20 protein-coding genes are annotated in these 24,625 nt (G+C 63.5%); 10 read left to right on the top strand and 10 right to left on the bottom strand.

Annotated elements, in window-relative coordinates; all coding sequences use genetic code 11:
- Positions 1-145: 145 nt before the first annotated feature.
- The 8 genes from BN1132_RS19265 to BN1132_RS02005 all read right to left on the bottom strand — a co-directional run bounded on the left by BN1132_RS19265 (position 146) and on the right by BN1132_RS02005 (position 12,674).
- Entirely contained in the window at positions 146-1,273 is a 1,128-nt protein-coding gene (locus tag BN1132_RS19265) for a hypothetical protein (RefSeq protein ID WP_244462894.1), read from the bottom strand.
- Positions 1,266-1,652 carry a hypothetical protein gene (locus tag BN1132_RS20200; RefSeq protein ID WP_244462893.1) on the bottom strand — a complete coding sequence of 129 codons (387 nt, stop codon included), beginning with the start codon at positions 1,650-1,652 and terminating at the stop codon, positions 1,266-1,268. The genes BN1132_RS19265 and BN1132_RS20200 overlap by 8 nt, the downstream gene beginning before the upstream one ends.
- A 264-nt stretch (positions 1,653-1,916) precedes the next feature.
- Complete coding sequence (gene recD, locus BN1132_RS02030) at positions 1,917-3,968, bottom strand: exodeoxyribonuclease V subunit alpha (RefSeq protein ID WP_042074528.1); 2,052 nt, start codon at positions 3,966-3,968, stop codon at positions 1,917-1,919.
- Positions 3,965-7,579 carry an exodeoxyribonuclease V subunit beta gene (recB, locus tag BN1132_RS02025; protein WP_042074527.1) on the bottom strand — a complete coding sequence of 1,205 codons (3,615 nt, stop codon included), beginning with the start codon at positions 7,577-7,579 and terminating at the stop codon, positions 3,965-3,967. The genes recD and recB overlap by 4 nt, the downstream gene beginning before the upstream one ends.
- Entirely contained in the window at positions 7,579-10,923 is a 3,345-nt protein-coding gene (gene recC, locus BN1132_RS02020) for an exodeoxyribonuclease V subunit gamma (RefSeq protein WP_042074526.1), read from the bottom strand. Before recC ends, recB begins: the two co-directional genes overlap by 1 nt.
- Before the next feature lie 231 nt (positions 10,924-11,154).
- Positions 11,155-11,547, bottom strand: a complete 393-nt coding sequence (locus BN1132_RS02015) for a DoxX family protein (RefSeq protein ID WP_042074524.1) — start codon at positions 11,545-11,547, stop codon at positions 11,155-11,157.
- Positions 11,548-11,630: 83 nt separating this feature from the next.
- A complete protein-coding gene (locus BN1132_RS02010) occupies positions 11,631-12,317 on the bottom strand; it encodes a pirin family protein (protein WP_042074543.1) in 687 nt (228 codons plus the stop codon).
- A gap of 30 nt (positions 12,318-12,347) precedes the next feature.
- Complete coding sequence (locus tag BN1132_RS02005; protein WP_042074523.1) at positions 12,348-12,674, bottom strand: hypothetical protein; 327 nt, start codon at positions 12,672-12,674, stop codon at positions 12,348-12,350.
- Positions 12,675-12,937: 263 nt separating this feature from the next.
- Here BN1132_RS02005 and BN1132_RS02000 point away from each other — a divergent pair, with 263 nt between their 5' ends.
- Together BN1132_RS02000 and BN1132_RS01995 are read left to right on the top strand one after the other, a co-directional pair.
- Positions 12,938-13,852: a LysR family transcriptional regulator gene (locus tag BN1132_RS02000; protein WP_042074520.1), complete on the top strand. Its 915-nt coding sequence runs from the start codon at positions 12,938-12,940 to the stop codon at positions 13,850-13,852.
- A 443-nt stretch (positions 13,853-14,295) separates the two neighbouring features.
- Positions 14,296-15,060: a helix-turn-helix domain-containing protein gene (locus BN1132_RS01995; protein ID WP_042074518.1), complete on the top strand. Its 765-nt coding sequence runs from the start codon at positions 14,296-14,298 to the stop codon at positions 15,058-15,060.
- A 149-nt stretch (positions 15,061-15,209) separates the two neighbouring features.
- Here BN1132_RS01995 and BN1132_RS01990 read toward each other — a convergent pair whose 3' ends face one another.
- A complete protein-coding gene (locus BN1132_RS01990; RefSeq protein ID WP_042074516.1) occupies positions 15,210-15,995 on the bottom strand; it encodes a UTRA domain-containing protein in 786 nt (261 codons plus the stop codon).
- Positions 15,996-16,167: 172 nt separating this feature from the next.
- Between BN1132_RS01990 and BN1132_RS01985 the strand changes: the two genes are divergently transcribed.
- From BN1132_RS01985 to BN1132_RS01960, 6 genes are read left to right on the top strand one after another with little or no spacing between them, the layout of a single operon-like run.
- On the top strand, positions 16,168-17,214 hold the full coding sequence (locus tag BN1132_RS01985; RefSeq protein WP_042074542.1) for an ABC transporter substrate-binding protein: 1,047 nt from the start codon (positions 16,168-16,170) through the stop codon (positions 17,212-17,214).
- A gap of 10 nt (positions 17,215-17,224) precedes the next feature.
- Entirely contained in the window at positions 17,225-18,058 is an 834-nt protein-coding gene (locus tag BN1132_RS01980; protein ID WP_042074513.1) for an alkaline phosphatase family protein, read from the top strand.
- Positions 18,058-18,957 (top strand): ABC transporter permease, encoded by a 900-nt coding sequence (locus BN1132_RS01975; RefSeq protein ID WP_042074511.1) that lies wholly within the window; start codon positions 18,058-18,060, stop codon positions 18,955-18,957. The genes BN1132_RS01980 and BN1132_RS01975 overlap by 1 nt, the downstream gene beginning before the upstream one ends.
- Positions 18,950-19,726: an ABC transporter permease gene (locus BN1132_RS01970; protein ID WP_042074508.1), complete on the top strand. Its 777-nt coding sequence runs from the start codon at positions 18,950-18,952 to the stop codon at positions 19,724-19,726. Before BN1132_RS01975 ends, BN1132_RS01970 begins: the two co-directional genes overlap by 8 nt.
- Before the next feature lie 6 nt (positions 19,727-19,732).
- Positions 19,733-20,740: an ABC transporter ATP-binding protein gene (locus BN1132_RS01965; RefSeq protein WP_042074506.1), complete on the top strand. Its 1,008-nt coding sequence runs from the start codon at positions 19,733-19,735 to the stop codon at positions 20,738-20,740.
- A gap of 39 nt (positions 20,741-20,779) precedes the next feature.
- Positions 20,780-21,439: an HAD family hydrolase gene (locus tag BN1132_RS01960; protein ID WP_042074504.1), complete on the top strand. Its 660-nt coding sequence runs from the start codon at positions 20,780-20,782 to the stop codon at positions 21,437-21,439.
- A 23-nt stretch (positions 21,440-21,462) separates the two neighbouring features.
- On the opposite strand, the gene BN1132_RS01955 is transcribed toward BN1132_RS01960, so the two are convergent.
- Positions 21,463-23,064: a sensor domain-containing diguanylate cyclase gene (locus tag BN1132_RS01955; RefSeq protein ID WP_042074501.1), complete on the bottom strand. Its 1,602-nt coding sequence runs from the start codon at positions 23,062-23,064 to the stop codon at positions 21,463-21,465.
- A 109-nt stretch (positions 23,065-23,173) separates the two neighbouring features.
- Between BN1132_RS01955 and BN1132_RS01950 the strand changes: the two genes are divergently transcribed.
- Together BN1132_RS01950 and BN1132_RS01945 are read left to right on the top strand one after the other, a co-directional pair.
- Positions 23,174-23,614 carry a DUF2214 family protein gene (locus tag BN1132_RS01950; protein WP_042074499.1) on the top strand — a complete coding sequence of 147 codons (441 nt, stop codon included), beginning with the start codon at positions 23,174-23,176 and terminating at the stop codon, positions 23,612-23,614.
- Positions 23,615-23,720: 106 nt separating this feature from the next.
- The gene (locus tag BN1132_RS01945) at positions 23,721-24,620 is read left to right on the top strand and encodes a DMT family transporter (protein ID WP_042074498.1); all 900 of its coding nucleotides are present in this window, start codon (positions 23,721-23,723) and stop codon (positions 24,618-24,620) included.
- The last annotated feature ends 5 nt before the right edge of the window (positions 24,621-24,625 follow it).

Here is a 24,625-nt window from a genome sequence, read left to right as displayed (position 1 = left end):
GGTTCGATTAGCGAAGCGTAATCGGACGACGTATTTGCTCCCTTCTCCCCTTGCGGGAGAAGGGTGGGGATGAGGGAAAGAAAAAAATATTTCGCGATATATATAACACCACTAACAAGTAATAACTATCATGTGATGAAATTATCTAAATCCTCGGAAGAAAATAATCATTCAACACTTTCAGCGCTGCATCATCAGACTTAGCAGCATCTCTAATTTCGACTGGGCCAACGACAATGAGGTTATATTTGTGTTTGTTTATCTCTTTTGTTTTTAAAATTCTAGCCATAGAATCATCTGAAATTCTTCCTGTTGTCCACAATTCAAATATAGGAATTTCTCTGTTTGGCTTGACTATCTCCAATCTATTTAAGTGCTCTCTTACTCTATTAATCCTAACATTCAACCATCTATCAATTTCCTCATTACTAACAAAAGAGCCTGGTTTCATTGCTTTGCACTCTATCATCCTAGGATTTCCAATTTGAGGAATCACATAGACATCTACCTCCGCATTTTCTCCTTTATTATTCTTGCATATCTTATTTAGTTCAAAAATCCCAGCTGTAGAGCTTCTAACTATATGACTGACAAGCATTTCAAAAAATGCTCCCCGCATATTACCCATCACCCCCTCTAAACGGTTCAGCTTAGCCATGACTTCATCAAGACATTTGCTTTCTAGATTGCCAGAAATTGACTTCTCAGTAACTTTAATTAGAGAAATAAATGCTTCAGCAATATCCTTACCAAAGAGACTCTCCGGTGTTGCGGGTATTATACCTTTCTCCCTTAACTTTCTATAAGCATCATTCTCATAACTAAGCGCCACAAAAATATAAAGCGTCCTTTTTATATTTTTAAGTGATTGCAATGACTGGACCTTGTTAAAGAATGGCTCCAAATCACCCATATTGACATTCGTACTAAATAGAACATCACAAACAACAAAACCAGGCGTTGGTTTATCTTTCGTCTTCCATTCTACAAGCGGGGCTAGATAACTAGGTGATGAAATATCCCAAAAGAATGGCCCAACCAAAGGGGGATTTGAAAAATCCTCCCTGGTTTTAATACTGTCATAACTTGCAATAGATAAACGACGAAGCCACTCTTTAATCGCGCCAATAAATACCTGTTCTGCGAGGAGCCTTGATCTAATAGAGTTTACCACTTGTTCTTTTAAAACATTATTATCATGTAGTTTCTTAGTAAGAATGCATTCTCCTATACCATTTATCTCATCTTTTACAAAGATGTTCGCCTCAAGCATTCTTTCCATAACACTGAATAAACTTATTTTTTTTCTGCTGAGCCTTTGGTGAACCACAAGCTATTTTAAAATGTTCAATTGGGACAATGCCTCTACTTTCCACAGCTCTAAGGGCTAATGCATATGCGCCCTTCTGGCTATAAATCACTCGAAACAAATTATCCCAAAATATAGGTGAACCGTAGTCTTTTTCTAAATATGTAAAGCGAGTACCTCTAGAAAATTTCAAATGTGAGAGCTGCTTGACTTTATCACTTGCCCTGCTGATTCGTTGACGAGCAGCCTCTTTTGACAATCCATATGCATCCACAAGATGCGCTGCCAACTCACTACTCAGGCACGGACCAAGTTCCTTGTACGACAATGCTTCTTCAACCACCGTCTTCTCCTTCATAAATCGCTGTCACACTGCGCTATTTATAAAACAAAAATAATATTCAACCCTCCCGCAAAAGCAGCAACAGATAATCTTCATATTTATCATATGGTTGCAACGTGATTTCGAGAGGTTACTTACTTTGATGTCACGGTCGATGAAAACCTAGCGCTCAACGCTCCCCCCCATGACGGGTAAGGAAGCCCACAGTAGGACTCCTACTACGTATTCAAACAGCGGCAAATTCCTTTACCGCCATCCAATAAATCACGCCCCCAACCGCTCCGCCAATCCGGAATAACGCTCGGTCTTTTTCCGCACGGCCTGTGCCAGCAGGGCGCGATCGCCGTAGAGATCGAGGCGGGCCTTGGCGCGGGTGATGCCGGTATAGACCAGCTCGCGGGTCAGGAGCGGGCTGGGGCTGTCGGGCAGTACCAGCACGGTATGGGCAAACTCCGAGCCCTGGGATTTGTGGATGGTCATGGCGTAGACCGTCTCATGGGGCGGCAAGCGGCTTGGCAAGAGGGCCCGCAGGGTGCCGTCCGGCTGCTCGAACCATACCTTGAGTCGCCCGGTTTCATCGGGCAGGCAGAGCCCCATGTCGCCGTTGTAGAGGCCGACCCCGTGATCGTTGCGCACCACCATCACCGGGCGGCCGGCATACCAGTCGCCATCCCGGGCAATGAGCCCGGCCCGTGACAGGGCCAATTCGAGCCGCTCGTTGAGACCCTGCACTCCGAAAGGGCCATCCCGCAGGGCGCAGAGGATCTGGAAGCCGTTGAACGCCTTGAACACCGCCGCCGGATCTTCTCCGGCCCGGGCCGCCTTGAGATAGCTGCCGTAACCGGCCACCCCCTGGGCAATCAACTCGTCATAGGCCTCCCCGGCCCAGGGGTGCAGGCTGATGTCGCCAAATCCTGCGCTCCAGACCGCCTCCACCGCCGCCCCGTCGCCGCCGTTGCAGGCCCGCGCCAGCTGGCCGATGCCCGAATGCTGGTCAAAGCGCCAGCTCTTGGCCAGCAAACAGAGGCTGTCGCGCACCGGTGCACCGACGGGCGAGCCCTGCAAGCGGTAGCCGGTCTGGCGGGAGAGCCAGTCCGCCTGCGCCGGGCTGATGCCCTGTTCGATAAAGCTGCAGATATCCCCGAGCACGGCTCCCGCCTCCACCGAGGCGAGCTGATCCTTGTCGCCGAGCAGGATCAGGCGGGCCTGGCTGGGCAGCGCATCCAGCAGGCGCGCCATCATCGGCAGGTCCACCATGGAGGCCTCGTCCACCACCAACAGGTCCAGGTGCAGCGGGTTGCCTCTGTGGTGGCGGAACTGGCTGCGCCCGGGGATCACCCCGAGCAGCCGGTGCAATGTGCCCGCCTCGGTGGGAATGGCATCACGCCACTCTGGGGGCAGGTCGAGGGCCTGCAGGGCAGAACCGATACTCTCGGTGAGGCGCGCCGCCGCCTTGCCGGTGGGGGCAACCAGCCGGATCGCCGGGGCCTTGCCCGATTGCAGGCCGGTCTCCACCAAGATGGCGAGCAGTTTGGCCACAGTCGTGGTCTTGCCGGTGCCGGGGCCGCCGGAGATGACCGCGAAGGGGCGCGCCGCCGCGGTGGCCGCCGCCAGCTTCTGGCCGTTGCAGCAGAGCGCCTCGGGCACCAGGGTATCCAGCCGCTCCAGCTCGTTCGCCGCCTGGGCGCTCCTTAGCAGGGTCTCGACGGCGGGCCACTCCACCTCGTGCGGGAACACCAGATCCAGGTACTTCAGGGCGAAGTGGCGGACGGAGAAATCCGGCGCGAGGCGGACTTTCAGCAGCGCATCGAACACCAGGCCGTAGTCGCGGGCAAAGAGGCGCGACAGGGCCGGGGCAATCTCGGGCCATTCGGCGCGTTCACTCAAGGCTCGCAGATGGCGGGCCACCCCCAGCTCAAAGTCGTGGTAGCGGGTGAGGTAGAGGCGATCGCGCCACAGCCGCAGCGGCCAGCGCGGGGCTTCCCCATCATGCTGCTCGGTGCCAACGAGCGAACTGGCTGCAAACAGGGCGGGCCAGCGGGCAGGCTCCGCGAGATCGGCCAGCAGATCCCGGCCCTGATCCGGATCCAGCCCGAAGGGGCGCAGGGATCCGGCAGATAGCATCGCCAGCGGCAGGCAGACATGGCCGCGCCCCAGCTCGAAGCAGGCGAGCGCCGCCCCCAGCACCAGCTCGGGGCTGCCGCCAAGGTCGGCCACCAGCCTGGCAAATTGCAGGTCAAGCTGGCGGATGCGCCCCGCCAGCGCCAGGGCTTTCAGCCGTTCGATCACAACGTCGCTCTTTATGCCGCCACTCATAGTTCTGCCTCGTTCAATGCGTCTGAGGAGATGACGCCCGAGCCATCCCCTTCCCTAAACAGCCGATCCAGCCCCAGCACCAGCTCCCGGCTGGGCCGGGCATGGAAAATGCCCCCCTGGGGCATGCCGCGCAGGAAGAGATAGAAGACCCCGCCAAAATGCCGGTCGAAATCGTAGCCCGGCAGCCGCAGGGCGAGCAGCCGGTGCAGGGCGAGGGAATAGAGCTGGTATTGCAGGTCGTAGCGATGCTCCACCATGGCCGACTCCAGGGCCGGGCGGTCGTAATCGGCGGGGCTCATGCCAAGGTGGTTCGATTTGTAGTCGAGCAGATACCAGCGCCCCTGCCACTCGAACACCAGGTCGATAAAGCCCTTGAGCATGCCCTGCACGGTGGCAAAGCCCAGCGGCTTGCCTCCCCGCGACAGGGGGTCGTGCCGCTGGCAGAGCGCCGTGAGCGCCGGTGCCGTCACCCGCCCCATGGGCAGGAAGAACTCCAGCTCCACCTGCTTGCGCTCGGGGGCCAGATCCCGCAGCCGCACCGGATCCCCAAGGCCGGTCCCAAGGGGGGTGTCCAGCACCGCCTCCACCTGCTGTTGCAACACGGGGGCCCAGCCCTCGTCGAACCCCTCCTGGGCCAGCAGGGCGGCGATATGCTCTGCCAGCGGCTCGCCCTTCGCGATCTGGAAGTCGATGGTCTCGAACAGGCTGTGGAGCAGGGTGCCGGGGCGCGCCCCCTTGGGGAAGGTGAAGATGGAAGGGGCTGGCGCCTCCTCGTCCTGCACGGTGACGGCGGCCTCGGTGGCCACCTCGTCGTCGAAGCCGGGGTTGGCCAGCACCCCCTTGCCGTGGCCATTGCCCTGGGCCGCGAGCCCGGAGTAGGAGCTGATCCACCAGTCCCGCTCAAGCTGGCCCTTGAACTCGCGCACAGTGGGCTCCCCCGGCTGCTCCTCTTCGGCGGGCAGCGGGGCCGGGCGGGTGAGCGAGGGCTCACCGACGGCCACCCCGTGCAGCGCCTGGGCCAACTCGGTGAGGGCGGTGGCCAGGGTGGCGGCGTCCCCTTCTTCGCCTTTTTGCAGCAGGTAGCCGATGGCGGTGCGGTGCAGGTCGGTCTTCTCAGACTTGCCCGCCCCGGAGCGCACCGGCGCCAGCCCGAGCCAGGTGGCATAGACCCCCCGGGTCAGGGCCACGTAGAGCAGGCGCAAGTCTTCGGCGAGGCGCTCCTTGTCGGCCTCGGCCAGAGACGCCTCGGCACCGGTGAGATCGAGCACGGTGCGATTGCCCGCCTCCCCCGTTTCGTGGAACAGGGGGGTGTCGGCGGCGCGGTGGCTGCAAATGAACGGCAGGAAGACCAGCGGGTACTCCAGCCCCTTGGATTTGTGGATGGTGACGATCTGCACCAGCTTGCGCTCGGATTCCAGGCGAAGTATCTGCTCCCCGTCCTGGCCGTTGGGCTGGCTCACCGCCTCCCCGAGCCAGCGCAGCAGGGCGTACTCCCCGTCCAGCTCGCCGCTCGCCTGTTGCAGCAGCTCGCCGAGATGGAGGAAGTTGGTCAGCCGCCGCTCCCCGTAGGGGCTCGCCAGCAGGGAGGCGGCGAGGTTGCGCCCGTGCATCAGGGCCCGCAGCATGGCCAGCACCCCGTGGCGATGCCAGACCGCGCGGTATCCCATGAACTCCTGCACCGCGCTCTCCCAGGCCCGCTCGTCCGAGGCCAGCGCGTCCAGGGCCCTGGCATCGAGATCGAACAGGCCGGTGGCGAGCGCCGCCCTAAGGCTTCGCTCATCGCTCGGGTTCTGGCAGGCGTGCAGGATCAGCAGGATCTCCCGCGCCTCCACCTGGGCCAGCACGCTCTCGCGGTTCGACAGATAGACGGAGGCGATGGCAAGGCGTGCCAGCTCCTGCTGCACCAGCTTGCCCTCGGCGCCGGTGCGCACCAGCACGGCGATATCCCCGGCCCTGACCGGCTCGCTGCCGAGCATCGCCTTGCCCTCCCGGGCCAGCGTGAGCAGGCGATGGATCTCCGCCGCCGTGGCGCGGGCCATCCTGCTCTGGTACTCCCCCTTGTTGAAGGTGGGCTGACCGGTGAGCTGCCAGCAGTGCAGCACGGGGGCGGTCTGCCCCTCGATCAACAGTGCCCGGCTCTTGCCCTGCGCCTCCACCGGCAGGAAGGGGATGTCCGCCTCGTAGATGAAGGGATCCTTCGCCCGCTCGAACAGGCCGTTGACCGCCGCCACCAGGGCGCGGCTTGAGCGCCAGTTGCGCCCCAGGGTGTAGTGGGCGCTCACATTTCGCCGCGCCTGGATGTAGGTAAAGATGTCGGCGCCACGAAAGCCGTAGATGGCCTGCTTGGGGTCGCCGATCATCAGGAGCGCCGTGTCCTGGTGACCGCCGTAAAGGCGATGGAAGATGCGGTACTGCTGGGGGTCGGTATCCTGGAATTCATCGATCATGGCGACCCGGTAGGTGGCGCGGATGCGCTCGCACAGCCGCTCCCCCAGGCCCGAGCCGAGCGCCCCGTCGAGATCCCGCAGCAGATCGTCGAAGGAGAGCTGATGGGCCTGGCGCTTGCTCTCCTGCATTCGGCTGCGCACCACCCTGGCCGCCCGCTGCAAGACGAGATCCCGGATGCCGGGTCGGCTCGCCAGCAGGGCGTCTATCTCGCCAAAGAGCGGCAGGGTGGGCACCGCTCCCCCCTTCTTGAGGTTCTCCTCCAGCGCCTGCTGGCCGAAGCGCTCCAGCTCCTTGGGCAGGACGTAGCCGCTGGTCTCGTTCTGCGCCCAGTCGCCAATCTTGGCAAGCCAGCCCTCATAGTTCTTGCCGGTGTAACGGCTGATCTGCCCCTCGGTCTGGCGGCGGATCTCGTCCGTCTGCACCAGCCACCCGGCTTTCACCGCCCCGATGCGGGCCATGGCGACGCTGTGCCGCGCCGCCAGGGTCTCGTCCCCCGCCACCGGGCGGATCTCCAGCTCGTCGTTGTCGAGCCAGCTCCCCATCTCCCGCAGCAGGGCGGCGGGGCTCGGCCAGAGCCTTCGCACCGCCCGGGCCAGGGGCTGATCCACCGGATAGAACTCGGCGCGCCAGTAGTCACTCACCGCCTGCAGCCGGAGCCGGCTGTCGTCGGTCAAAAATTCGGTTTCAAAGAGGGCGCCCGACTCGAAGGCGTTCTGCCTGAGCATCCGCTGGCAGAAGCCGTGGATGGTGAAGACCGCCGCCTCGTCCATCTGCCGCTCGGCGGCCAGCAGGCGACGGGCCGCCAGGTCGTGATCCTCCACCTCCGCCAGCAGTTGGGCCAGCAGGGTATCCGTGCTGTGGCCGCGCATAAAGGCGAGACGCGCCTCGTGGATGCGGGCGCGGATCCGCCCCCTCAGTTCGGCGGTGGCCGCCTCGGTAAAGGTCACCACCAGGATCTCGGTCACCGACAGGGGCCGCTCGTGGGCACAGGGCTGACCGGCGTCTCCCCCCTCCTCGCCTGCTTGTTCGATAACCGGGCCGTGGCCCAGCAAGAGGCGCAGATAGAGGCCCGCGATGGTATAGGTCTTGCCGGTCCCGGCGGAGGCCTCGATCAGCCGCTCGCCATAGAGGGGAAAACGCAGGGGATTGAGCGGGTTAGCCATTATTGCAACTCCTCCAGCGCCTGATGGAGCGGGGTCAGGTGTTCACGGGCCAGCCCCTGCAACTGGGCCAGCACCTCGTCATCGAGTTCCGGGAAGCAGCGGGCGACATAGACGTCCTGCCCCTCTCCCGTCACCATGTAGCCGCCGTTGAAGCGGGCAAGCGCCGCCTTGTCGGCCTCCTCCGGCTTTGCCGGATCCTTCTCGATCCCCTTGAGCCACTCCCAGGCGGTGCTCGGGAAGAAGGGCAGCGGCCGCTTCATCCCCTGGGTCCAGAGGGCCACCAGGGCCGCCAACCTGGGCCGCGCCTCGTCCGCCGCAAGCCTTGGCAGCCGCAGACTCTGTTTGGCATCGAACAGCAGGGTGTCGCCGGGGGCGCTGCTCAATGAGAGGCAAAGGTGCTGGATCCAGGCCAGCAGCAGATCCTTGCCGTTGAAGCTGCCGGGTTTGACCACCAGCGCTCGTCCCTTCTGGGTGTCTATCCAGCCCTGAAGCTGCCCCTGGGCCAGGGCGATGTCGATCTCCACCGCCTGTTTGTCCCCCGTCCAGGGGCGCAGCCGCGCCGCCAGCTTGCCCATCTCGCCGTCGATCTCCTCCAGCAGCAGGCTGCCGAACCACCCTTGCGGCAGCAGGCCGGAGAGTTGCAGCCGGTGGCGACGGGCCTCGCTCTCCCCTTCGGTCAGATGGGCATCCAGCAGCAGCGCCTTGAGCTGATAGTGCTGCAGGCCGTCCAGCTCGAAGGGCTCGCTGTCTTCGATGGTCGCCTCCTCCAGCTCGAACCATACCTTGAGGCGGCGGTTGAGGAAGTACCTGGCGGGCTGGCGATAGAAGCGCAGCAGCTCCGCCAGCTCCAGCCCCTGCTCCCTGCCCCACTCCGCGGGCAGGGGCAGATCGCCGCTCTGGAAGTTGGCGGCACCCCGCACCGGGCTCAGGGCCGGCAGCCAGTCGGCGGCATAGGTGAAGAGACCGGAGCCGGGCTCGGGGTAAAAGTAGGCCGGGCTGTAGGGGGTGAGGGGGTGCGCCACGATCAGGTGTTCGAGCAGCCGCTGGCCCGAGGTGTCGTCGTCGAGATCTTCATCCCCTGCCAGCACGAAGCCCTGGCGCACGTAGTCGATGAGCTCTGCCAGCAGCACGGAGGGCACCTTCTCGCTGTTGTCCTGGGCGCTGAACCCCTGATAGCTGATGTAGAGCCCCTGCTGGGCACTGAGGAGCGCTTCGAGGAAGAGGTAGCGGTCGTCATCCCGGCGGGATCGGTCCCCTCGCCGCGAGGCCACCGCCATCAGATCGAAGCCCATGGGGGGCAGGGTGCGCGGGTAGACGCCGTCGTTCATGCCGAGCAGGCAGACCTGGCGGAAGGGAATGGAGCGCATCGGCATCAGGGTGCAGAAGTTGACCTGACCGGCGAGGAAGCGCTGGCTGGAGCGGGACTCCCCCAGCACGCTGCCGAGGTAGTCCTGCAACAGGTCGGCACTGATGGCCTGCTCGAAGCGGGCCTCGCCGAGCTGGGCCTGCCAGTCGATGAGCTGGCTGCGGATGAGCTGGAGCTGGCGCTCTTCATCCTCGTCGGCGAGATAGAAGCGCTCCAGCAGCGCCAGCAGGCAGGCGTGCCATTCGGCCAGCGGCTGCGCCTGTTGCAGCCGGGGCAGAAACTCCGCCAGGGAGTCGACGAACCAGGCGAGCTTGCCGAGGATCAGCCCCTGCTGCCCCTCGATGTCCGCATAGGGCAGGATCCCCGCTACCGGCTCCCCGTCCCCCATGGCAAAGCCCAGCAGCATGCGCCTCAGGCCGAACAGCCAACTGTTGCCGGACAGACGCGGCAGCGCGAAGCGCTCGGGATAGTCGTCATCCAGTCCCCAGCGGATGCCGGTCTCCTGCACCCAGCGCCGCAGCACGTTGAACTCGTCGTCGTCCAGCTCGAAGCGGCGCAGCACGGCGGGCACTTCCAGGATGGCGAGCAGCTCCCCCGCTCCGAAGCGGGCGTTCGGCAGCCTGAGCAGGGCGAGGAAACTTTGCAGCAGCGGGCTCTCCTGGCTCGCCGCCCGATCGGAGATCGCAAAGGGGATCTGGCCGCGGGCGCCGCCGCTCTCCTTGCCAAAGACGGCCTGGATGTAGGGGCCGTAGCTGTTGACGTCCGGCATCATCACCACCACGTCCTTGGGGGTGAGGGTGGGATCCTGCTCGAACAGCGCCAGCAGGCGGTCGTGCAGCACCTCGAGCTCCCGCATGGGGCCGTGGCAGGCGTGGATCTGCAGGGAGCCGTCCGCCGGGTCGATGGGGCTCTTGTGGTGGCTGACGTCGAGGCTGAACTCGCCTGCCCCCCGTTCGGCCAGCTCCAGCACGTCTTTCTGGATGGCACGCAGCAGGGTGACGTTGCCCTGATCGTCGCGATCCTCGATGTCGACGAAGGCCTCGATTTGCGGCACCTCCAGCTCCATCAACTGGTGCAGGTAGTCGCGCCCCAGCTTGCCCATGGAGGCGAGCAGCGGGTTGGCGGGGCCCTGCAGGGTCTCGAGATCCGTGCCGGGCTTGAGCCTGTTTTCCAGCCGCGCCAGGGTCTTTCTGTCCAGCAGATCCCCCCAGTAGTAGCGGCAGGGATTGGTCACAAACAGGTGCACCTCCACCTCGGCGCGGCTGCCGAGGGCCAGCAGGGCCTCCACATAGCGCGGCGGCAGGGCCGAGATGCCGAACACGAAGACCCGTCGGGGCAGCTTGCCCGGCAGTTCGGCGCTGCGCGCCAACTCGTGGATAAACTCCTCGTAGAGGTTGGCCCTGTGGTAACCGCTTGGGCTAAGGGCCAGGGTGCGGGCCACCAGCTCGCGCCACAACTCGGGCTGCCAATCCTGGCCGCTGACCCCGGCCAATTCGAGCCCCAGCCCTTCCCCCTGTTCCCAGCGGGCGATCCAGTCCGGCCGGTAGACCAGATACTGGTCGAACAGATCCGCCACCTTCTGGCAGAGCTGCCAGAGGCGCACCTGTTCCGGCGCCTCCCCTTCGCTGCCCCCCAGATAGGCGGCCAGCGGGGCGAAGGCGGGGCGGTCGAGCAGGGCGGGTAATATGGTCATCAGCTGCCAGCTCATGGCGTCCTTGTTGTAGGGGCTCTGGCGGGGCACATCCGCCAGCACCCGGGTGAACATCTCCCAGATAAAACTCGCGGGCAGGGGAAAGTCGATGTTGGCGGCGATGCCGAACGCCTTGGCCAGCTCCAGCTTGAGCCACTGGGCCATGCCCGGGCTCTGCACCAGGATCTGCTCCCGATCGAAGGGGTGGTCGAGGGGGGACTGCCGGATGCGGCTCACCAGCAGCTCCTTGAGCAGATCCAGCTGATTGGAGTGGTAGAGGGTAAACATGGACGACTCCCGCCGATTTCATGAAGAGGGGTGCGCGCCGGAAAATGTCTGGCATTCCCGTCACTTCACACAAATCGGGATTGTCGGGGATCGGGGGAGAAGATGCAAAAGGCGCTTGTTGCCCCGGAACGGGGCGCCGTCACACAAATGCCATAGGCCCGCGAACGGGCATAAAAAAGCCGGTGCTGGGCACCGGCCAAAAGGCGTTGGAAAACTCGAACTTGCGGGGTATTACCAGTTCTTGCCGAGACGGGCATCCAGGCTGAAGGCCCCTGCACCGGCCGCCGCCAGGGCCAGGAAGCCACCGGCCACGGAGAGGTTCTTCATGAACATCAGCATCTGCATCTGATCCGCAGGCTGATAGTGGAAGATGAAGGCCGCCATCAGGGTGAAACCGGCCAGCAGCACGGAAAGGCTGCGGGTAAACAGGCCCAGCACTATGGCGAGGCCGCCACCCAGCTCCAGCAGGATCACCAGGGGCAACATGAACCCGGGCACGCCCATGGCTTCCATATAGCCCTGGGTACCGGCGTAACCGCCGATCTTGCCCCAGCCTGCAATCACGAACATCAGCGCCAGCAGTACACGACCCACCAGCAGTGCCACATCTTTCATCTTGTCCATCGTCAGATTCCTTTGCTTACCATCATGGTATTAACAGTGTAAGAGCTAATTGTTAACTCATTCATTTCGCCGAGATTTATCTATCAAGGCAGATCAAACAGCAGGGCTTCACTCTCGCTCGAAGCCTTGAGCACCCAGGACGACTCGTCACGGCTGAGCAGGCCGTCGCCGGGTCGGGCAGCCAGACCGTTGCCAGTCAGCTCCCCTGAAATCATATGCAGGTAACCATGACGTCCTTGCAATGCCCACTCGAGGGTCTCCCCTTCGGCGAGCTGCAGCCGCCATACCTTGGCCTGCTGGCGGATCCTGAAGGATCCTGCCTCGCCATCCGGCGACGCCACCAGCGTCATGCCGGGTTTGCTTTCGATCTTCTTCTGCTGATAACCGGGAGTCGTGCCGTGTTCGTTCGGCTCGATCCAGATTTGCAGCAGGGAGAGCGGCTCGGTGTGCGAGGGGTTGTACTCGCTGTGCCGGATGCCGGACCCTGCGCTCATCAGCTGGAAATCCCCCGCCGGGATCTGCTCGGCGTGGCCGAGGCTGTCCTTGTGCTCTATGGCGCCGCTCAGCACGCAGGTGAGGATCTCCATGTTGGCATGAGGGTGGGTCGCGAAACCGCCACCCGGCGCCACCAGATCCTGGTTGATGACCCGCAGGGCCGAGTGCCCCATCCATTCCGGGTCATAGTAGTGACCGAAGGAGAAGCTGTGACGGGCGTCCAGCCAGCCAAAGTTGGCCTTGCCCCGTGCTTCTGCGGCTCTCAATTTCATCATGGTGTGCTCCTCACTGACCAAAGTGGTTCATTAACGCTGGCGGCCGTCACCCAGACCGAAGGGGATGCGGTAGCTGCTGCTCTCGTCGCCCAGGCTCACCGTCAGGTTGCCCTGGGTGCGGCTCGGGATCTGCACCTGCTGTGTGCCCATCAGGCTGGCGTGGACGGAGGCCAGCAGATCACCGGACTCGTCACGCACCTCCAGCATGGGGTTGGCCTTGCCATCCATCGCGGCGGTGGCGCTCCAGTTGACGAACAGCACGCCAGGGGCGGCATTGAAGTCAGCCGGCACGGAGGCCTGGGCAACACCTGCGGTCATCAGGCCTGCAACGGCCAGCATCTTGATTACGTTTTTCATGTTCTTTCACTCTCTTGGTTTTTGTGTCATTGCCAAGGCCGCTGTGGCCCGAATCAATGCATCCATGCAAGAGATCATTCAAATACTATGTTGTTCTTTCACCGACATCAGACATCGCTCTTTGTGATGTCTCAGCCCGGAACTACCTTTTATTTGGCCGCTTGGCCTTCCTGCCTAAGCGTTGGTTGAATATTAAAGTGGCTTGCCATAAGTTGTTAGCGAGATAATCTGGTAAACACATTCAAAAAAATTGAAGGTTGGATATGGCCAAGGAATCGAACAAGGAGCGGGCGCTGACTCTGGAGGCGATCCGGGTGCTGGATGCCATCGATCGCCGTGGGAGCTTCGCGGCGGCGGCCGACGAGCTGGGCAAGGTCCCCTCCGCCCTGAGCTACACGGTGCAGAAGCTGGAGGACGAGCTGGACGCCATGCTGTTCGATCGCAGCGGCCACAGGACCAAGTTCACCCCGGCCGGGCGCATGCTGCTGGAGCGGGGCCGGGTGCTGCTGGACGCGGCCGAGCACCTGGTGGGGGAGACCCGGGCCCTGGCCCGGGGCTGGGAGACCGACATCACCATCGCCGTCGACGCCCTGGTCCCCCTGCAGGCGCTCTACCCCCTGGTGGAGCGGCTGGCCGAGCTGACGGATACCCGGCTGCGACTGCGGGCCGAGGTGCTGGCCGGCAGCTGGGAGTGTCTGGAGGATGGCCGCGCCGACCTGCTCATCTCCTCCCTCAACCCCGACATCACCCTGACCGGCATCAAGCATCAGCCGCTGCAGGAGGAGGTGATGCTCTACGTCGCCCACCCGGATCACCCCCTGCACCTGGAGCCCGAGCCCCTGGCGGACGAGACCCTGCGCCGCCATCGCGCCATCGCGGTGGCCGACACGGCGCTGCGCAAGCCGGTGCTCACCTATCGCCTGCTGGACAAGCAGCCGCGCCTCACCGTCAGCACCATGGGGGAGAAACGGGACGCCCTGCTGGCGGGGCTCGGCATCGGCACCATGCCGCAGAGCTGGATCGAAGAGGACATCAAGGCGGGCAGACTCAAGGTGATCAGCCCCGAGTATCGCCACCAGATCCAGGTCGTGCTGGCCTGGCGGCGGGACACCATGGGCAAGGCCAAGAGCTGGCTGGTGCGGGAGATCCCCAAGCTGTTCCCCTGCAAGGGGGAATAAGGGCCTGTCTCCCGGGGTCGGTGGCGCAGGAAGCTCCAAAACTGCGCCTCTTTCTTGACGGCGGGCTCAGATTCGGGGAAAAGAAAAAAAGCGGACCTCTTGCGAGTTCCGCTCAATGCCAGGAAAGAATAAAACCTTGCGGTTAAAAAAACCCTTAAATTGGAAGCAAACAATCGTTTTCTCAACCAGGAAGGTATTGAATCCGATTCGTGTTGAATTATGTGCGATGTAATATGCATCACCAGCAAAATGTTGAAAGGTTGAAGGATATGCACCACCGAGTGTCACTTTCTGCCACCTTGCACCACAACTGGTCAGGCCATTTCAGCCGTCATCACCGGGTTACTCTCCTCTGGTTTTTCTAGGTGTCAAAAATTGAGCCCAATACAGACAAACCACTCATTTTCTGACACGACTAAAAATGCAGATAAAGGAATAGTTGCATGACCTACAGCCAGACCCTGGCCAATCACATCCTCGACACCCTGAAGAAGACGCTCACCGACAAGGGGATCCGCTACCAGACCCTGGCCGAAGCCATGGGGGTTTCCATCGCCACCGTGAAGCGCATGATGAACAAGCCCTCCCTGCCATTCGACACCCTGCTGGAAATCTGCCACCTGGTGGGGCTCTCGTTCGAGGAGCTGCTGGATCGCACCCAGGATGCCCAGAGCCGGCGCGCCGTCTTCACCCAGGAGCAGGACGAGGCATTCCACAAGGAGCCCGGGCTCTACGCCTTCCTCGCCAACATCTTCTGGCGTGACAAGACGCTGATCGATCTCAAGCGGGAGTACGGCCTGACCGACGCCTCCTGCTACCTCTATCTGCGCAAGCTGGAGAAGCTCGGCATCCTGCAGCTCGGCATCGACAACAGCTACCACTTCCTCATCAGCGAGCGGATCAGCTTCGAGCAGCACAGCCGCTTCGCCCGCCAGCAGGCGCGCCAGGCCATGTCGGTGCTGGGGGACTATCTGGTGGAGAACATGCACAAGCCCAACAACTACATGGCGCTGTGCCAGCTTCACCTGGACGAACCCGAGGCCATGGCGCTGATCGATCGCATGAAGGAGTACTGGCACCAGGAGCTCAAGCTAAACCGTCCCGCCATCGGCCAGCGGGAGGGCAGCAAGACCTACACCATGTCCCTGCAACTGGCGGACTGCGGCTACCAGAGCTTCGACGATCTGATCCCCAACATCGACAACTGATCCCGGCGGATCCTGCGGGATCCGCGGCGCTGGCGGCCCGCTACTCGGCAAGTTGAACTGGCTGCGATCTGCCCAAGACCGGTTCTACCGCCCGGGTATCGAGGCAGATGCGAATGGCCACTGTGCCCGTCAGTGCTCTGGCTATTTCCCTAATCGGCAAGCTGGGTTTGCTGTAGTTTGCCTGCGAGCGGCTGCAACACCCGGGTATCGAGGCAGATGCGAATGGCATCCGGCCGCCAGTGCTCGATATCGCAATCCACCAGCGCTCCCCACTCGTCGTAGTTGACCCGCACCAGCCGCAGCACGGCGCTCCCCTCCGCCAGATTGAGGGCGCGGGCTATCTCTCCCCGCGCCGCCGAAGGGGTGATCTCGAGGCTGGCCCCGCCCTGGCCTATGCCATAGCGCTGCGCATAGAGCTCGGTGAGGGAGTCCGCCAGGGGGGCGTTCGCGATATCGGGGAAGCGGCTCGCCAGCAGATGGTGGCTGACGTGCAGCACGGGGCGGCCGTCGATGAAACGCAGGCGGCGGATTTCATAAAGCGGCGTGAAGGGGGCCAGCCCCATCCGGCTGCACAGCTCGCTGCTGGCAATCGCCTTGCCGTGGGCCAGCACCTGGGTCTCGGCGGTGCGCTGCTGCTCGCCGATCCACTGGTGAAAGTGGGTGTGGATGGCGGGGTCATAGGTGAGCCTGGGCGGCGCCACAAACCAGCCGCGCCGCTCGGCACGGTAGATGAGGCCGTCCGCTTCGAGGCTGGAAAGCGCCTCCTTGATGGTGATGCGGGTGGTGGCGAAGCGCTCGCTGAGCGCCCGCTCGGCGGGCAACTGCTGCCCCGGGGCCAGTTGGCCGCTGCCGATGTAGCGGCGCAAGGTCCGGCAAATCTGTTCGCACTTGGAGGGGATTCGGCTGTCGGTCACTGTCAGGTTCCTGTGGCTCATGGCTGGCATAGACCAGCGGCTGTCACCCGGAGTTGTACCCCCGCGGGATGACAGCCCGGTGACAGGTCGACATGTCATCAAATTGCCATCAAAGCGCCCCGCCACCGTCATATTCCCCCTCTAGCATCCCTCTCGAACCTTAACTGACCTAGTCCAGAGGGATGGGATGATGATGAAAAGCGTGATCGCAAGTGCACTGGCCCTGGCGGCCATCAGTCAGCCGCTCTATGCAGCCGAGAATATCGCGGACCTGGAAAAAGCCGCCCGCGGCGAAGGCCAGCTCCAGAGCGTCGGCATGCCCGACAGCTGGGCCAACTGGAAGGACACCTGGCAGCAGCTCGGCAGCCTCTACGGCATCAAGCATCAGGATACCGACATGAGCTCGGCCCAGGAGATCGCCAAGTTCGCCGCCGAGAAGGCCAACGCCACCGCCGACATCGGCGACGTGGGCGGTGCCTTCGGCCCGGTCGCGGTCCAGCAGGGGGTCACCCAGCCCTACAAGCCCTCCACCTGGGCCGACATTCCGAACTGGGCCAAGGACGCCGACGGCCACTGGATGCTGGCCTATACCGGCACCATCGCCTTCCTGATCAACAAGGATCTGGTCAAGGCCGCCCCCACCAGCTGGCAATCCCTGCTGGGCGGCGACTACAAGGTAACCCTGGGTGACGTGGGCGTGGCCTCCCAGGCCAACAACGGCGTGCTGGCGGCGGCCTACGCCACCGGCGGCAGCGAGAAGAATCTGAAACCCGCGCTGGAGCTGTTCGGTCAGCTGGCCAAGCAGGGTCGCCTGTCGCTGAACGACCCGACCATCGCCAACATCGAGAAGGGCGAGGTGGAAGTGGGCGTGCTGTGGGACTTCAACGCCCTGAACTACCGCGACCAGATCGACCCCAGGAAGTTTGATGTGGTGATCCCGAGCGACGGATCCGTCATCGCCGGCTACACCACCATCATCAACAAGTGGGCCAAGAACCCCAACGCCGCCAAGCTGGCCCGTGAATACATCCTCTCCGATGCGGGGCAAATCAACCTGGCCCGTGGCTACGCCCGCCCCATCCGCAGCAACGTGACCCTGCCGGATGACGTCAAGGCCAAGCTGCTGCCTGCCGAACAGTATGCCAATGCCAAGCCGGTGCAGGATCACGCCGCCTGGGAGCAGAGCTCCAAGGCCCTGCCGCGTCAGTGGCAAGAGAACGTCATGATCCATATGCAGTAAGGAGCGGCCAGTGCAACACAAGGTGATAGTGGTACTTGTGGATGGTCTGGCAGCCGAGGTAGCCCACTGCATGGGCTACCTCGGTGGCATGGTAGAGGCGGGGCGGGGCCTGCATACGACCCTGAATGCTGCCCTGCCGTCTCTCTCCCGGCCCCTCTACGAGTGCATCCTGACCGGCGTGCCGCCGGTGGCGAGCGGCATCACCCACAACGGGGTGAGTCGCCTCAGCCTGCATGACTCCATCTTCCATCTGGCCCGCGCCGCGGGCAAACGCACCGCGGCCGCGGCCTATTACTGGGTGAGCGAGCTCTACAACCAGAGCCCCTGGCTGGCGGCCCGCGATCGCTTCACTCACGACGAGCAGCTGCCCATCCAGCACGGCTGCTTCTACTGGGATGACGCCTACCCCGACAGCCATCTGCTGATGGACGGCGAGTGGCTGCGCAGCCAGTATGACCCCGATTTTCTGCTGCTCCACCCCATGGGGGTGGACGATGCGGGTCACCAGTTTGGCCTCGACTCACGCCAGTACCGCAACCAGGCGCGCCGCATGGACAGCCTGCTGGCCGACCTGCTGCCCCAGTGGCTGGCAGAGGGGTATCAGGTGGTGATCACCTCGGATCACGGCATGAACGAGGATCTCAGCCACGGCGGCACCCTGCCCGAAGAGCGCACCGTGCCGCTCTGGCTGTTTGGCGACGCCTTCGTCGAGCGCTGGCCGGATGAGGTGGCTGTTGCCCAGACCCAGCTCTGCGCCCTGATGGCCGACCTGCTGGGCCTGCCCCACGACAAGCCGGCAGCGCCACCGCTGCTCAAGGCGGCCTTTATGCGCGAGGTGCACTGATGATGCCTGCCACCACCGAGATCCTCGCGGATCAACCCGTGGCAACCAAGCACAAGGTGCGCCGCCACTGGCTGCCGGCCCTGGTGCTGCTGCCGTTTATCCTGCTGATGATCCTGTTCCAGCTCGCTCCCATGGTGTGGGTGCTGGTGGGCAGCTTTCAGACCCCGGATGGCTGGGGCCTCGACCATTACCGGGAGATTTTGAGCTCCCCCTTCTACCTGCAGTCCTTCGGCAACTCCCTGCGCATCGCCGGCATCGCCAGTCTGGCGGGGCTTGCCATCGGCACCCTGGGGTCGGCCGCGCTGCGCCACAGCGGCGAGCGGGTCAAGCGGCTGCTGCTGGCCTTCGTCACCATGACGGGCAACTTCAGCGGGGTGCCGCTGGCGTTCGCCTTTATCATCATTCTCGGTACCAACGGAGCGGTCACTCTGTTGCTGAAATCCTGGGGCTGGATCGACGGCTTCAACCTCTACTCCGGCAGCGGCCTTATCCTCATCTACACCTACTTCCAGATCCCGCTCGCCCTGCTGCTGCTCTACCCAGCCTTCGATGCCCTGCAGGATGAGTGGCCCCGGGCCGCCGCGCTGCTGGGGGCGAGCAAGGGGCAATACGTGTGGCACGTGGCGCTGCCGGTGCTGACGCCTGCGCTGCTCGGCACCCTGATCATCCTGTTTGCCAACGCTGTGGGGGCCTATGCCTCCGCCTATGCCCTCACCACCGGCAACTTCAACCTGGTGACCATCCGGGTGGCCAGCCTGGTCTCCGGCGACATCTTCCTCGAGCCGAACATGGCAGCGGCGCTGGCGGTGATCCTGATGGTGCTGCTGGGGGTGGTGACGGCCGCCAACCAGTGGCTGCTGAAAAAGAGCTACGTGAACAAGGGGCAATCCCATGCATGATTTGAAACCGGGCTGGCCGCGCTGGGTGCTGGGGGCCCTGGTGGCCACCCTGCTGCTGCCGCTGCTGGCCACCTTTCTCTACTCCATCTCCACCCGCTGGGGGGCCACCCTGCTGCCGGACGGCTTCACCCTCGACTGGTATCTGAAGCTGTGGGGCGATCCGCGCTTTCTCGCGGCCTTTGGCCGAAGCCTCCTGGTCTGTTTCGCCACCCTGCTGCTGGGGACCCTGGTGCTGGTACCGACCGTGCTGGTGGTGGCCTACTACTTCCCGAAGCTGGATCCCTGGATGAACCTGCTGATCCTGCTCCCCTTCGCGGTGCCACCTGTGGTCTCCTCGGTGGGGCTGCTGCAGATCTACGCCGACGGTGTCCTGCCCATCATCGGCACGCCGTGGATCCTCATCGGCACCTGGTTCACCGTGGTGCTGCCCTTCATGTACCGGGCGCTGGCCAACAGTTTGCAGGGGGTACCGCTGAAGGATCTGATGGATGCCGCCCATCTGCTGGGGGCGAGCAGTGCCCGCGCCTTCCTGCTGGTGGTGATCCCCTGCCTGCGCAAGGGGCTGCTGGCGGCACTGTTTCTCTCGCTCTCCTTCCTGCTCGGCGAGTTCGTGTTTGCCAACATGCTGGTGGGCACCCGTTACGAAACCCTGCAGGTCTACCTCTACAACATGCGTGCCACCTCGGGCCATTTCACCAGCGCCCTGGTGATGAGCTACTTCCTGCTGACCCTGCTGCTCACCTGGGCGGCCAACAGATTTCATCGGTGAATCAACATGTTCCATTTAGAAGTAAATCAACTGCACAAATCCTACGGCGACACCAGGGTGTTCGAGGGGATCGAATTCGGCATCCGCAAGGGGGAGCTGGTGACCCTGCTCGGCCCCTCCGGCTGCGGTAAGTCAACCCTGCTGCGGGCGCTGGCCGGGCTCACCCCGGTGGATGGTGGTCAGGTGCGGGTGGCCGGTGAAGACATCACCTGGCAGGAACCCCAGAAGCGGGGCATCGGCATGGTGTTCCAGAGCTATGCGCTGTTCCCCAACATGACGGTGTGGGACAACGTCGCCTTCGGCCTCAAGATGAAACCCCAGCCGGGGCGGGCGCTGGCCGCCAGCGTGCAAGAGGCGCTGGAGCTGGTGGAGCTGACCGGTTTCGAGCGCCGCTATCCGAGTGAGCTATCCGGCGGCCAGCGCCAGCGGGTGGCGCTGGCCCGGGCTCTGGTGGTACGGCCAAGGATCCTGCTGCTGGACGAGCCGCTCTCGGCGCTGGATGCCCGCATCCGCCGCAGCCTGCGCCAGCAGATCCGCGAGATCCAGCAGCGCCTTGAGCTCACCACCCTCTTCGTGACTCACGATCAGGAGGAGGCGCTGACCATGTCGGACCGGATCTTCCTGATGAACAAGGGATCCATCGTGCAGAGCGGCACGCCGGAGGAGATCTACACCAGACCCGCCAGCGAGTTTGTGGCGGGCTTTATCGGCAACTACAACCTGCTCGGCGCCGAGCAGGGCAAGTCGCTGTTCGGCCCCCGTTTTCAGGGCAAGCTGGCGCTGCGACCGGAGTCCATCACCCTGCTGCCCGCCGGGGCGACCAGCAGCGAGCCCAGCCTGCCCGGCATCGTTCGCCAGCGACAGCTGCTCGGCAACGTCATCCGCTATCAGGTGGAGTGCGAGGCGGGGCTGTTGACGGTGGATTGCCTCAACCGCTCGGCCCGGGATCTGTGGCCGGTGGGCGGCGCCGTGACCCTGGCGGTGGCCCGGGATCAGCTCTGTGAGGTAGCATGAGGCAGCATTTCATTTCCATTTTCACTACGAGGAGCGCCCATGGCACTGGCACTGTTTGATCTGGACGAGACCCTGATTGCCGGGGATTCCGCCAGCCTCTGGCTGGAGTACATGGTGGCCGAGGAGCTTGCTCCCGCCAGCATGATCGCGGAGGAGCAGGCTATGATGTCCCTCTACCACCAGGGCAAGATGGACATGCACCAGTACATGGCCTTCACCCTGCAGCCGCTGGCGGGCAGGTCGCGCCAGTGGCTGGATCAGCAGTGCCACCACTTCGCCGAGCAGGTGCTGCGCGAGCGCCTCTACCCCGAAGGGCTGGCGCGCATCGAGTGGCATCGGGAGCGGGGCGACGAGCTGGTGCTCATCTCCGCCTCCGGCGAGCATCTGGTGGCGCCCATGGCAAAGATGCTGGGAATGGATCACTGCGTCGCCATCCTGCTCGATGAAGAGTCGGGGATGCTGACCGGCCAGACCCGCGGCACCCTGAGTTTTCGCGAGGGCAAGGTGGCCCGCATCAACCAGCTCTTTGCCGGGCGGGACAACCCCTGGCAGGGGAGCTTTGGCTACAGCGACTCCCACAACGATCTGCCCATGCTGCGGGCGGTGAGCCATCCCCATGCGGTCAATCCGGCCCCCGCGCTGCGCCATTGCGCCTCGGAGCTGGGCTGGCCCCTGCTCCACTGGTCCGGGCAGGCCTGACCCTCCAGACGAGGAAGAGGCCCTCAGGCCTCTTCCTTGCTCAGCATGCCGTCGTCTGACGGCAAGCCGTTCGACGGCGCGGCCTCCCCCAGATGGATGCGGTTCTTGCCATCCCGCTTGGCCCGGTAGACCTCGGCATCGACCATGGCCAGCAGGTGCCTGGCATCCATCCCGGGGGCGCTCGCCACCAGGCCGCCGCTGAAGGTGATCCCAAGGCCGGGCTCGCGCCAGTCCAGTGACTCCACCCCCTTGCGAAACTGCTCAAGCAGCATCAGGCAGAAGTGGACGTCCGGGTTGGCGAACAGCACCACCAGCTCCTCGCCGCCGTAGCGGCAGACCCAGCCATGATCCCCCAGCAATCGGGCGCCCAGGCTCGACACCCGCTTGAGCACCACGTCCCCGGTCTGGTGACCATAGGTATCATTGACCCGCTTGAAGCCATCCAGATCGATCATGGCCAGGCAGAAGGGATGCTGATCGAGCAGCAACCGGTTCAGACGCTCGTCGAAGAAGCGGCGGTTGTAGAGGCCGGTCAGCTTGTCCAGGTTCGCCTGCTGGCGCGCCTCGTGGTAATCCTTGCTCACCTCGGCCAGCTCGGCATAGACGTGCCTGAGCTCGCGCATCCCCCCGTGGGACAGCCCTTCCGGTTGCGTCCTGCTGGCGCGGATCCGGGTGGAAATTTCGTCCACCATGCGCCTGAAGTACCGGGACCAGATCAGCGCCAGCACCACGTAGAGCACGCTGGCAAGGACGATGATCCCGAGCACGTTGAGAGAGGCGCTCGCCACCACGGCCTGGATGCTGGAAGCCGGCAGCACGCTGATCAGCACCCAGTTGCGCTCCGGCAGCCGGCTGTAGGCCACGAACTGCCGCGACTCAGGATCCAGGAAGATGCCATCCGCCCCGTTGAAACGGGAGAGCCAGCTCGGGTGCGTCATGGGTTTGAGCAACCGGGACGGGTCGGGATGGGTCAGCACCTTGCCGGACTGGTTGACGATCATCTGGTAACCGCTGTTCCACTGACGGTTCAGCTGGGCGGAGAAGGGAGCCAGGATGGCATCGACCGCGAAGACGCCGCGCACCCTGCCCTCCTTGTCGGTGATGGCCCGTGCAAGCGCGATCACCAGGTTGCCGTTGGTGTAGTCGTAGTAGGGTTCGGTCCAGACCATCTCCCCCAGATGCTGGCTGGCCAGCTGATACCAGGGGCGCGTCCTGGGGTCGAAACCGGCATCCGCCTGCCAGGCGGGATAGATCAGCATCTGGCGCTCGGCGGTGCCCACATAGATGTAGACGAGATCCGCCATGACCCCCTTGTAGAGGCGCCACTCCCTGAGATAGGTCTCGGTGTTGAGCAGCCGGGGACCGCTGATGTCCTCCACCCTCACCCGGTCGTAGATGAGGGAGAACTGGCGCTCCAGCTCATGGAGATAAGGCTCGATGAAGACGTGGCGCAACTGGTGATTGGTGGCGAGCAGGCGCTGCTGCAACTCCCGTTGCAGGCTGCGCTCCATGTGCAGGTAGTAGATGGCCCCCAGCATCAGCACGGGGATGAAGAGCAGAAGCAGGCCCAGGCGCATCCGGGCAACCAGGGACCAGGTTTTTTTGGAGACTGCTCGCTTATCCAACCCTGACTCCTGCTATCCCCTGAGGCCGTGTAGTGTCAGAATATCAGCCCCGCCTGATGGCGTCCAAAGGGAAGCGTGCCATGTGGCCGACGAGAAGGAACTGGCTTGGATGTTGAACCCGGATCTGCTGACCGCGCTCCATTACTGCGCCGTGATCACCCTGACCGGCGCCATCACCTCGGAGTATTTTCTGTTCCGGCGCGGCATGTCCATCGACCAGGTGCGCAAGCTGCTGCTGGCGGACAGCCTGGCCGCGCTGGCCCTGCTGCTCATCTTCATCACCGGCCTGCTGCTGGTGCTCGCCCACCCGCAGCCCCCCGCCACCCTGCTCGCCAACCCCGGCTATCGCACCAAGCTGCTGCTGTTCTTCGTCATGGCCCTCAGCTTCGGCTACCCCAGCCGGCTGTTCCATCGCTGGCGCCGCTCCCTGCGCCAGGGGCGTGCCCCCATCGTCTCCACCCAGCAGCAGCTCTGGGTGATCTGGATCCTCAGGGGCAACCTGCTGCTGCTCGCCCTGCTGCCCCTGCTCGCCAGGCTGGCCAGTCGCTGACCCCCGGTCAGCGTGCAAATGACCGGCGACAAAGCCCCCCGCACACGGGTATCGTACTGAGAGGGGCCCGAGTGCCACCGCGACTCTTTCTCAGGGATGATTCCGTATGCGTTCAAACATGATGTTATTGATGGCCGCCGCCATCTGGGGGCTGGGCTTCGTCGCCCAGCGCCTGGGGATGGATCACATGGGGCCCTTCACCTTCAACGGCCTGCGCTTCCTGCTCGGCGCCCTCTCCCTGCTGCCCCTGCTGTGGTGGCTCAAGTCACGCCAGCCCGGGCAGCCGGCCGGTGATCGCCGCCTGCTGCTGACGGGGGGGCTGATCGCCGGCGGGGTGCTCTTCTCCGCCGCCTCCCTGCAACAGGTGGGGCTGCTCTATACCACGGCCGCCAAGGCGGGTTTCATCACCGGCCTCTACATCATACTGGTGCCCGTCATCGGCCTGGCCCTGCGCCACAAGACGGGGGCCAACACCTGGGTCGGCGCCCTCATCGCCATGGCCGGGCTCTATTATCTCAGCGTCACCGAGGAGTTCACCATAGGCTACGGCGATCTGTTGCAGGTGGTGGGGGCTCTGTTCTGGGCCGTGCACCTGCTGGTGCTGGATCACTACTCGAACCGGGTCGCCCCCATTCGCCTTGCCGGCGTGCAGTTCGTGGTGTGCGGCCTGCTGAGCCTGGCCACCGCCTTCGTCATCGAAACACCGACGGTGAGCGGCGCCCTGGCGGGCTGGCAGGCGCTGCTCTATGCGGGCCTGGTCTCGGTCGGCATCGGCTATACCCTGCAGGTGGTGGGGCAGCGCGGGGCCCACCCGGCCCACGCCGCCATCATCCTCAGCCTGGAGACGGTGTTCGCCGCCATCGGCGGCGTGCTGCTGCTGGGAGAGCACCTGGACGAACGAGCCATCGTCGGCTGCGCCCTGATGCTGGCGGGCATGCTCATCTCCCAGATCCGCCTGCGCTGGTGGTGGAAATCCCGTCGGGACAAGGTGCCCAGCCAGTCCTGAACAAG

It is taken from the genome of Aeromonas sanarellii (assembly GCF_000820085.1).
GTDB classification, from domain to species: Bacteria; Pseudomonadota; Gammaproteobacteria; order Enterobacterales; family Aeromonadaceae; genus Aeromonas; species Aeromonas sanarellii.
The sequence above is the reverse complement of the archived record's forward strand: the minus strand, read 5'-3'. Positions and strand labels throughout refer to the sequence as shown.

Coding starts and splice junctions, on each gene's coding strand:
- BN1132_RS19265 (WP_244462894.1), bottom strand. CDS start 1,273: ATGCTTGAGGCGAACATCTTTGTAAAAGATGAGATAAATGGTATAGGA.
- recD (WP_042074528.1), bottom strand. CDS start 3,968: ATGAGTGGCGGCATAAAGAGCGACGTTGTGATCGAACGGCTGAAAGCC.
- recB (WP_042074527.1), bottom strand. CDS start 7,579: ATGGCTAACCCGCTCAATCCCCTGCGTTTTCCCCTCTATGGCGAGCGG.
- recC (WP_042074526.1), bottom strand. CDS start 10,923: ATGTTTACCCTCTACCACTCCAATCAGCTGGATCTGCTCAAGGAGCTG.
- BN1132_RS02015 (WP_042074524.1), bottom strand. CDS start 11,547: ATGGACAAGATGAAAGATGTGGCACTGCTGGTGGGTCGTGTACTGCTG.
- BN1132_RS02010 (WP_042074543.1), bottom strand. CDS start 12,317: ATGATGAAATTGAGAGCCGCAGAAGCACGGGGCAAGGCCAACTTTGGC.
- BN1132_RS02005 (WP_042074523.1), bottom strand. CDS start 12,674: ATGAAAAACGTAATCAAGATGCTGGCCGTTGCAGGCCTGATGACCGCA.
- BN1132_RS02000 (WP_042074520.1), top strand. CDS start 12,938: ATGGCCAAGGAATCGAACAAGGAGCGGGCGCTGACTCTGGAGGCGATC.
- BN1132_RS01995 (WP_042074518.1), top strand. CDS start 14,296: ATGACCTACAGCCAGACCCTGGCCAATCACATCCTCGACACCCTGAAG.
- BN1132_RS01990 (WP_042074516.1), bottom strand. CDS start 15,995: ATGAGCCACAGGAACCTGACAGTGACCGACAGCCGAATCCCCTCCAAG.
- BN1132_RS01985 (WP_042074542.1), top strand. CDS start 16,168: ATGAAAAGCGTGATCGCAAGTGCACTGGCCCTGGCGGCCATCAGTCAG.
- BN1132_RS01975 (WP_042074511.1), top strand. CDS start 18,058: ATGATGCCTGCCACCACCGAGATCCTCGCGGATCAACCCGTGGCAACC.
- BN1132_RS01970 (WP_042074508.1), top strand. CDS start 18,950: ATGCATGATTTGAAACCGGGCTGGCCGCGCTGGGTGCTGGGGGCCCTG.
- BN1132_RS01965 (WP_042074506.1), top strand. CDS start 19,733: ATGTTCCATTTAGAAGTAAATCAACTGCACAAATCCTACGGCGACACC.
- BN1132_RS01960 (WP_042074504.1), top strand. CDS start 20,780: ATGGCACTGGCACTGTTTGATCTGGACGAGACCCTGATTGCCGGGGAT.
- BN1132_RS01950 (WP_042074499.1), top strand. CDS start 23,174: ATGTTGAACCCGGATCTGCTGACCGCGCTCCATTACTGCGCCGTGATC.
- BN1132_RS01945 (WP_042074498.1), top strand. CDS start 23,721: ATGCGTTCAAACATGATGTTATTGATGGCCGCCGCCATCTGGGGGCTG.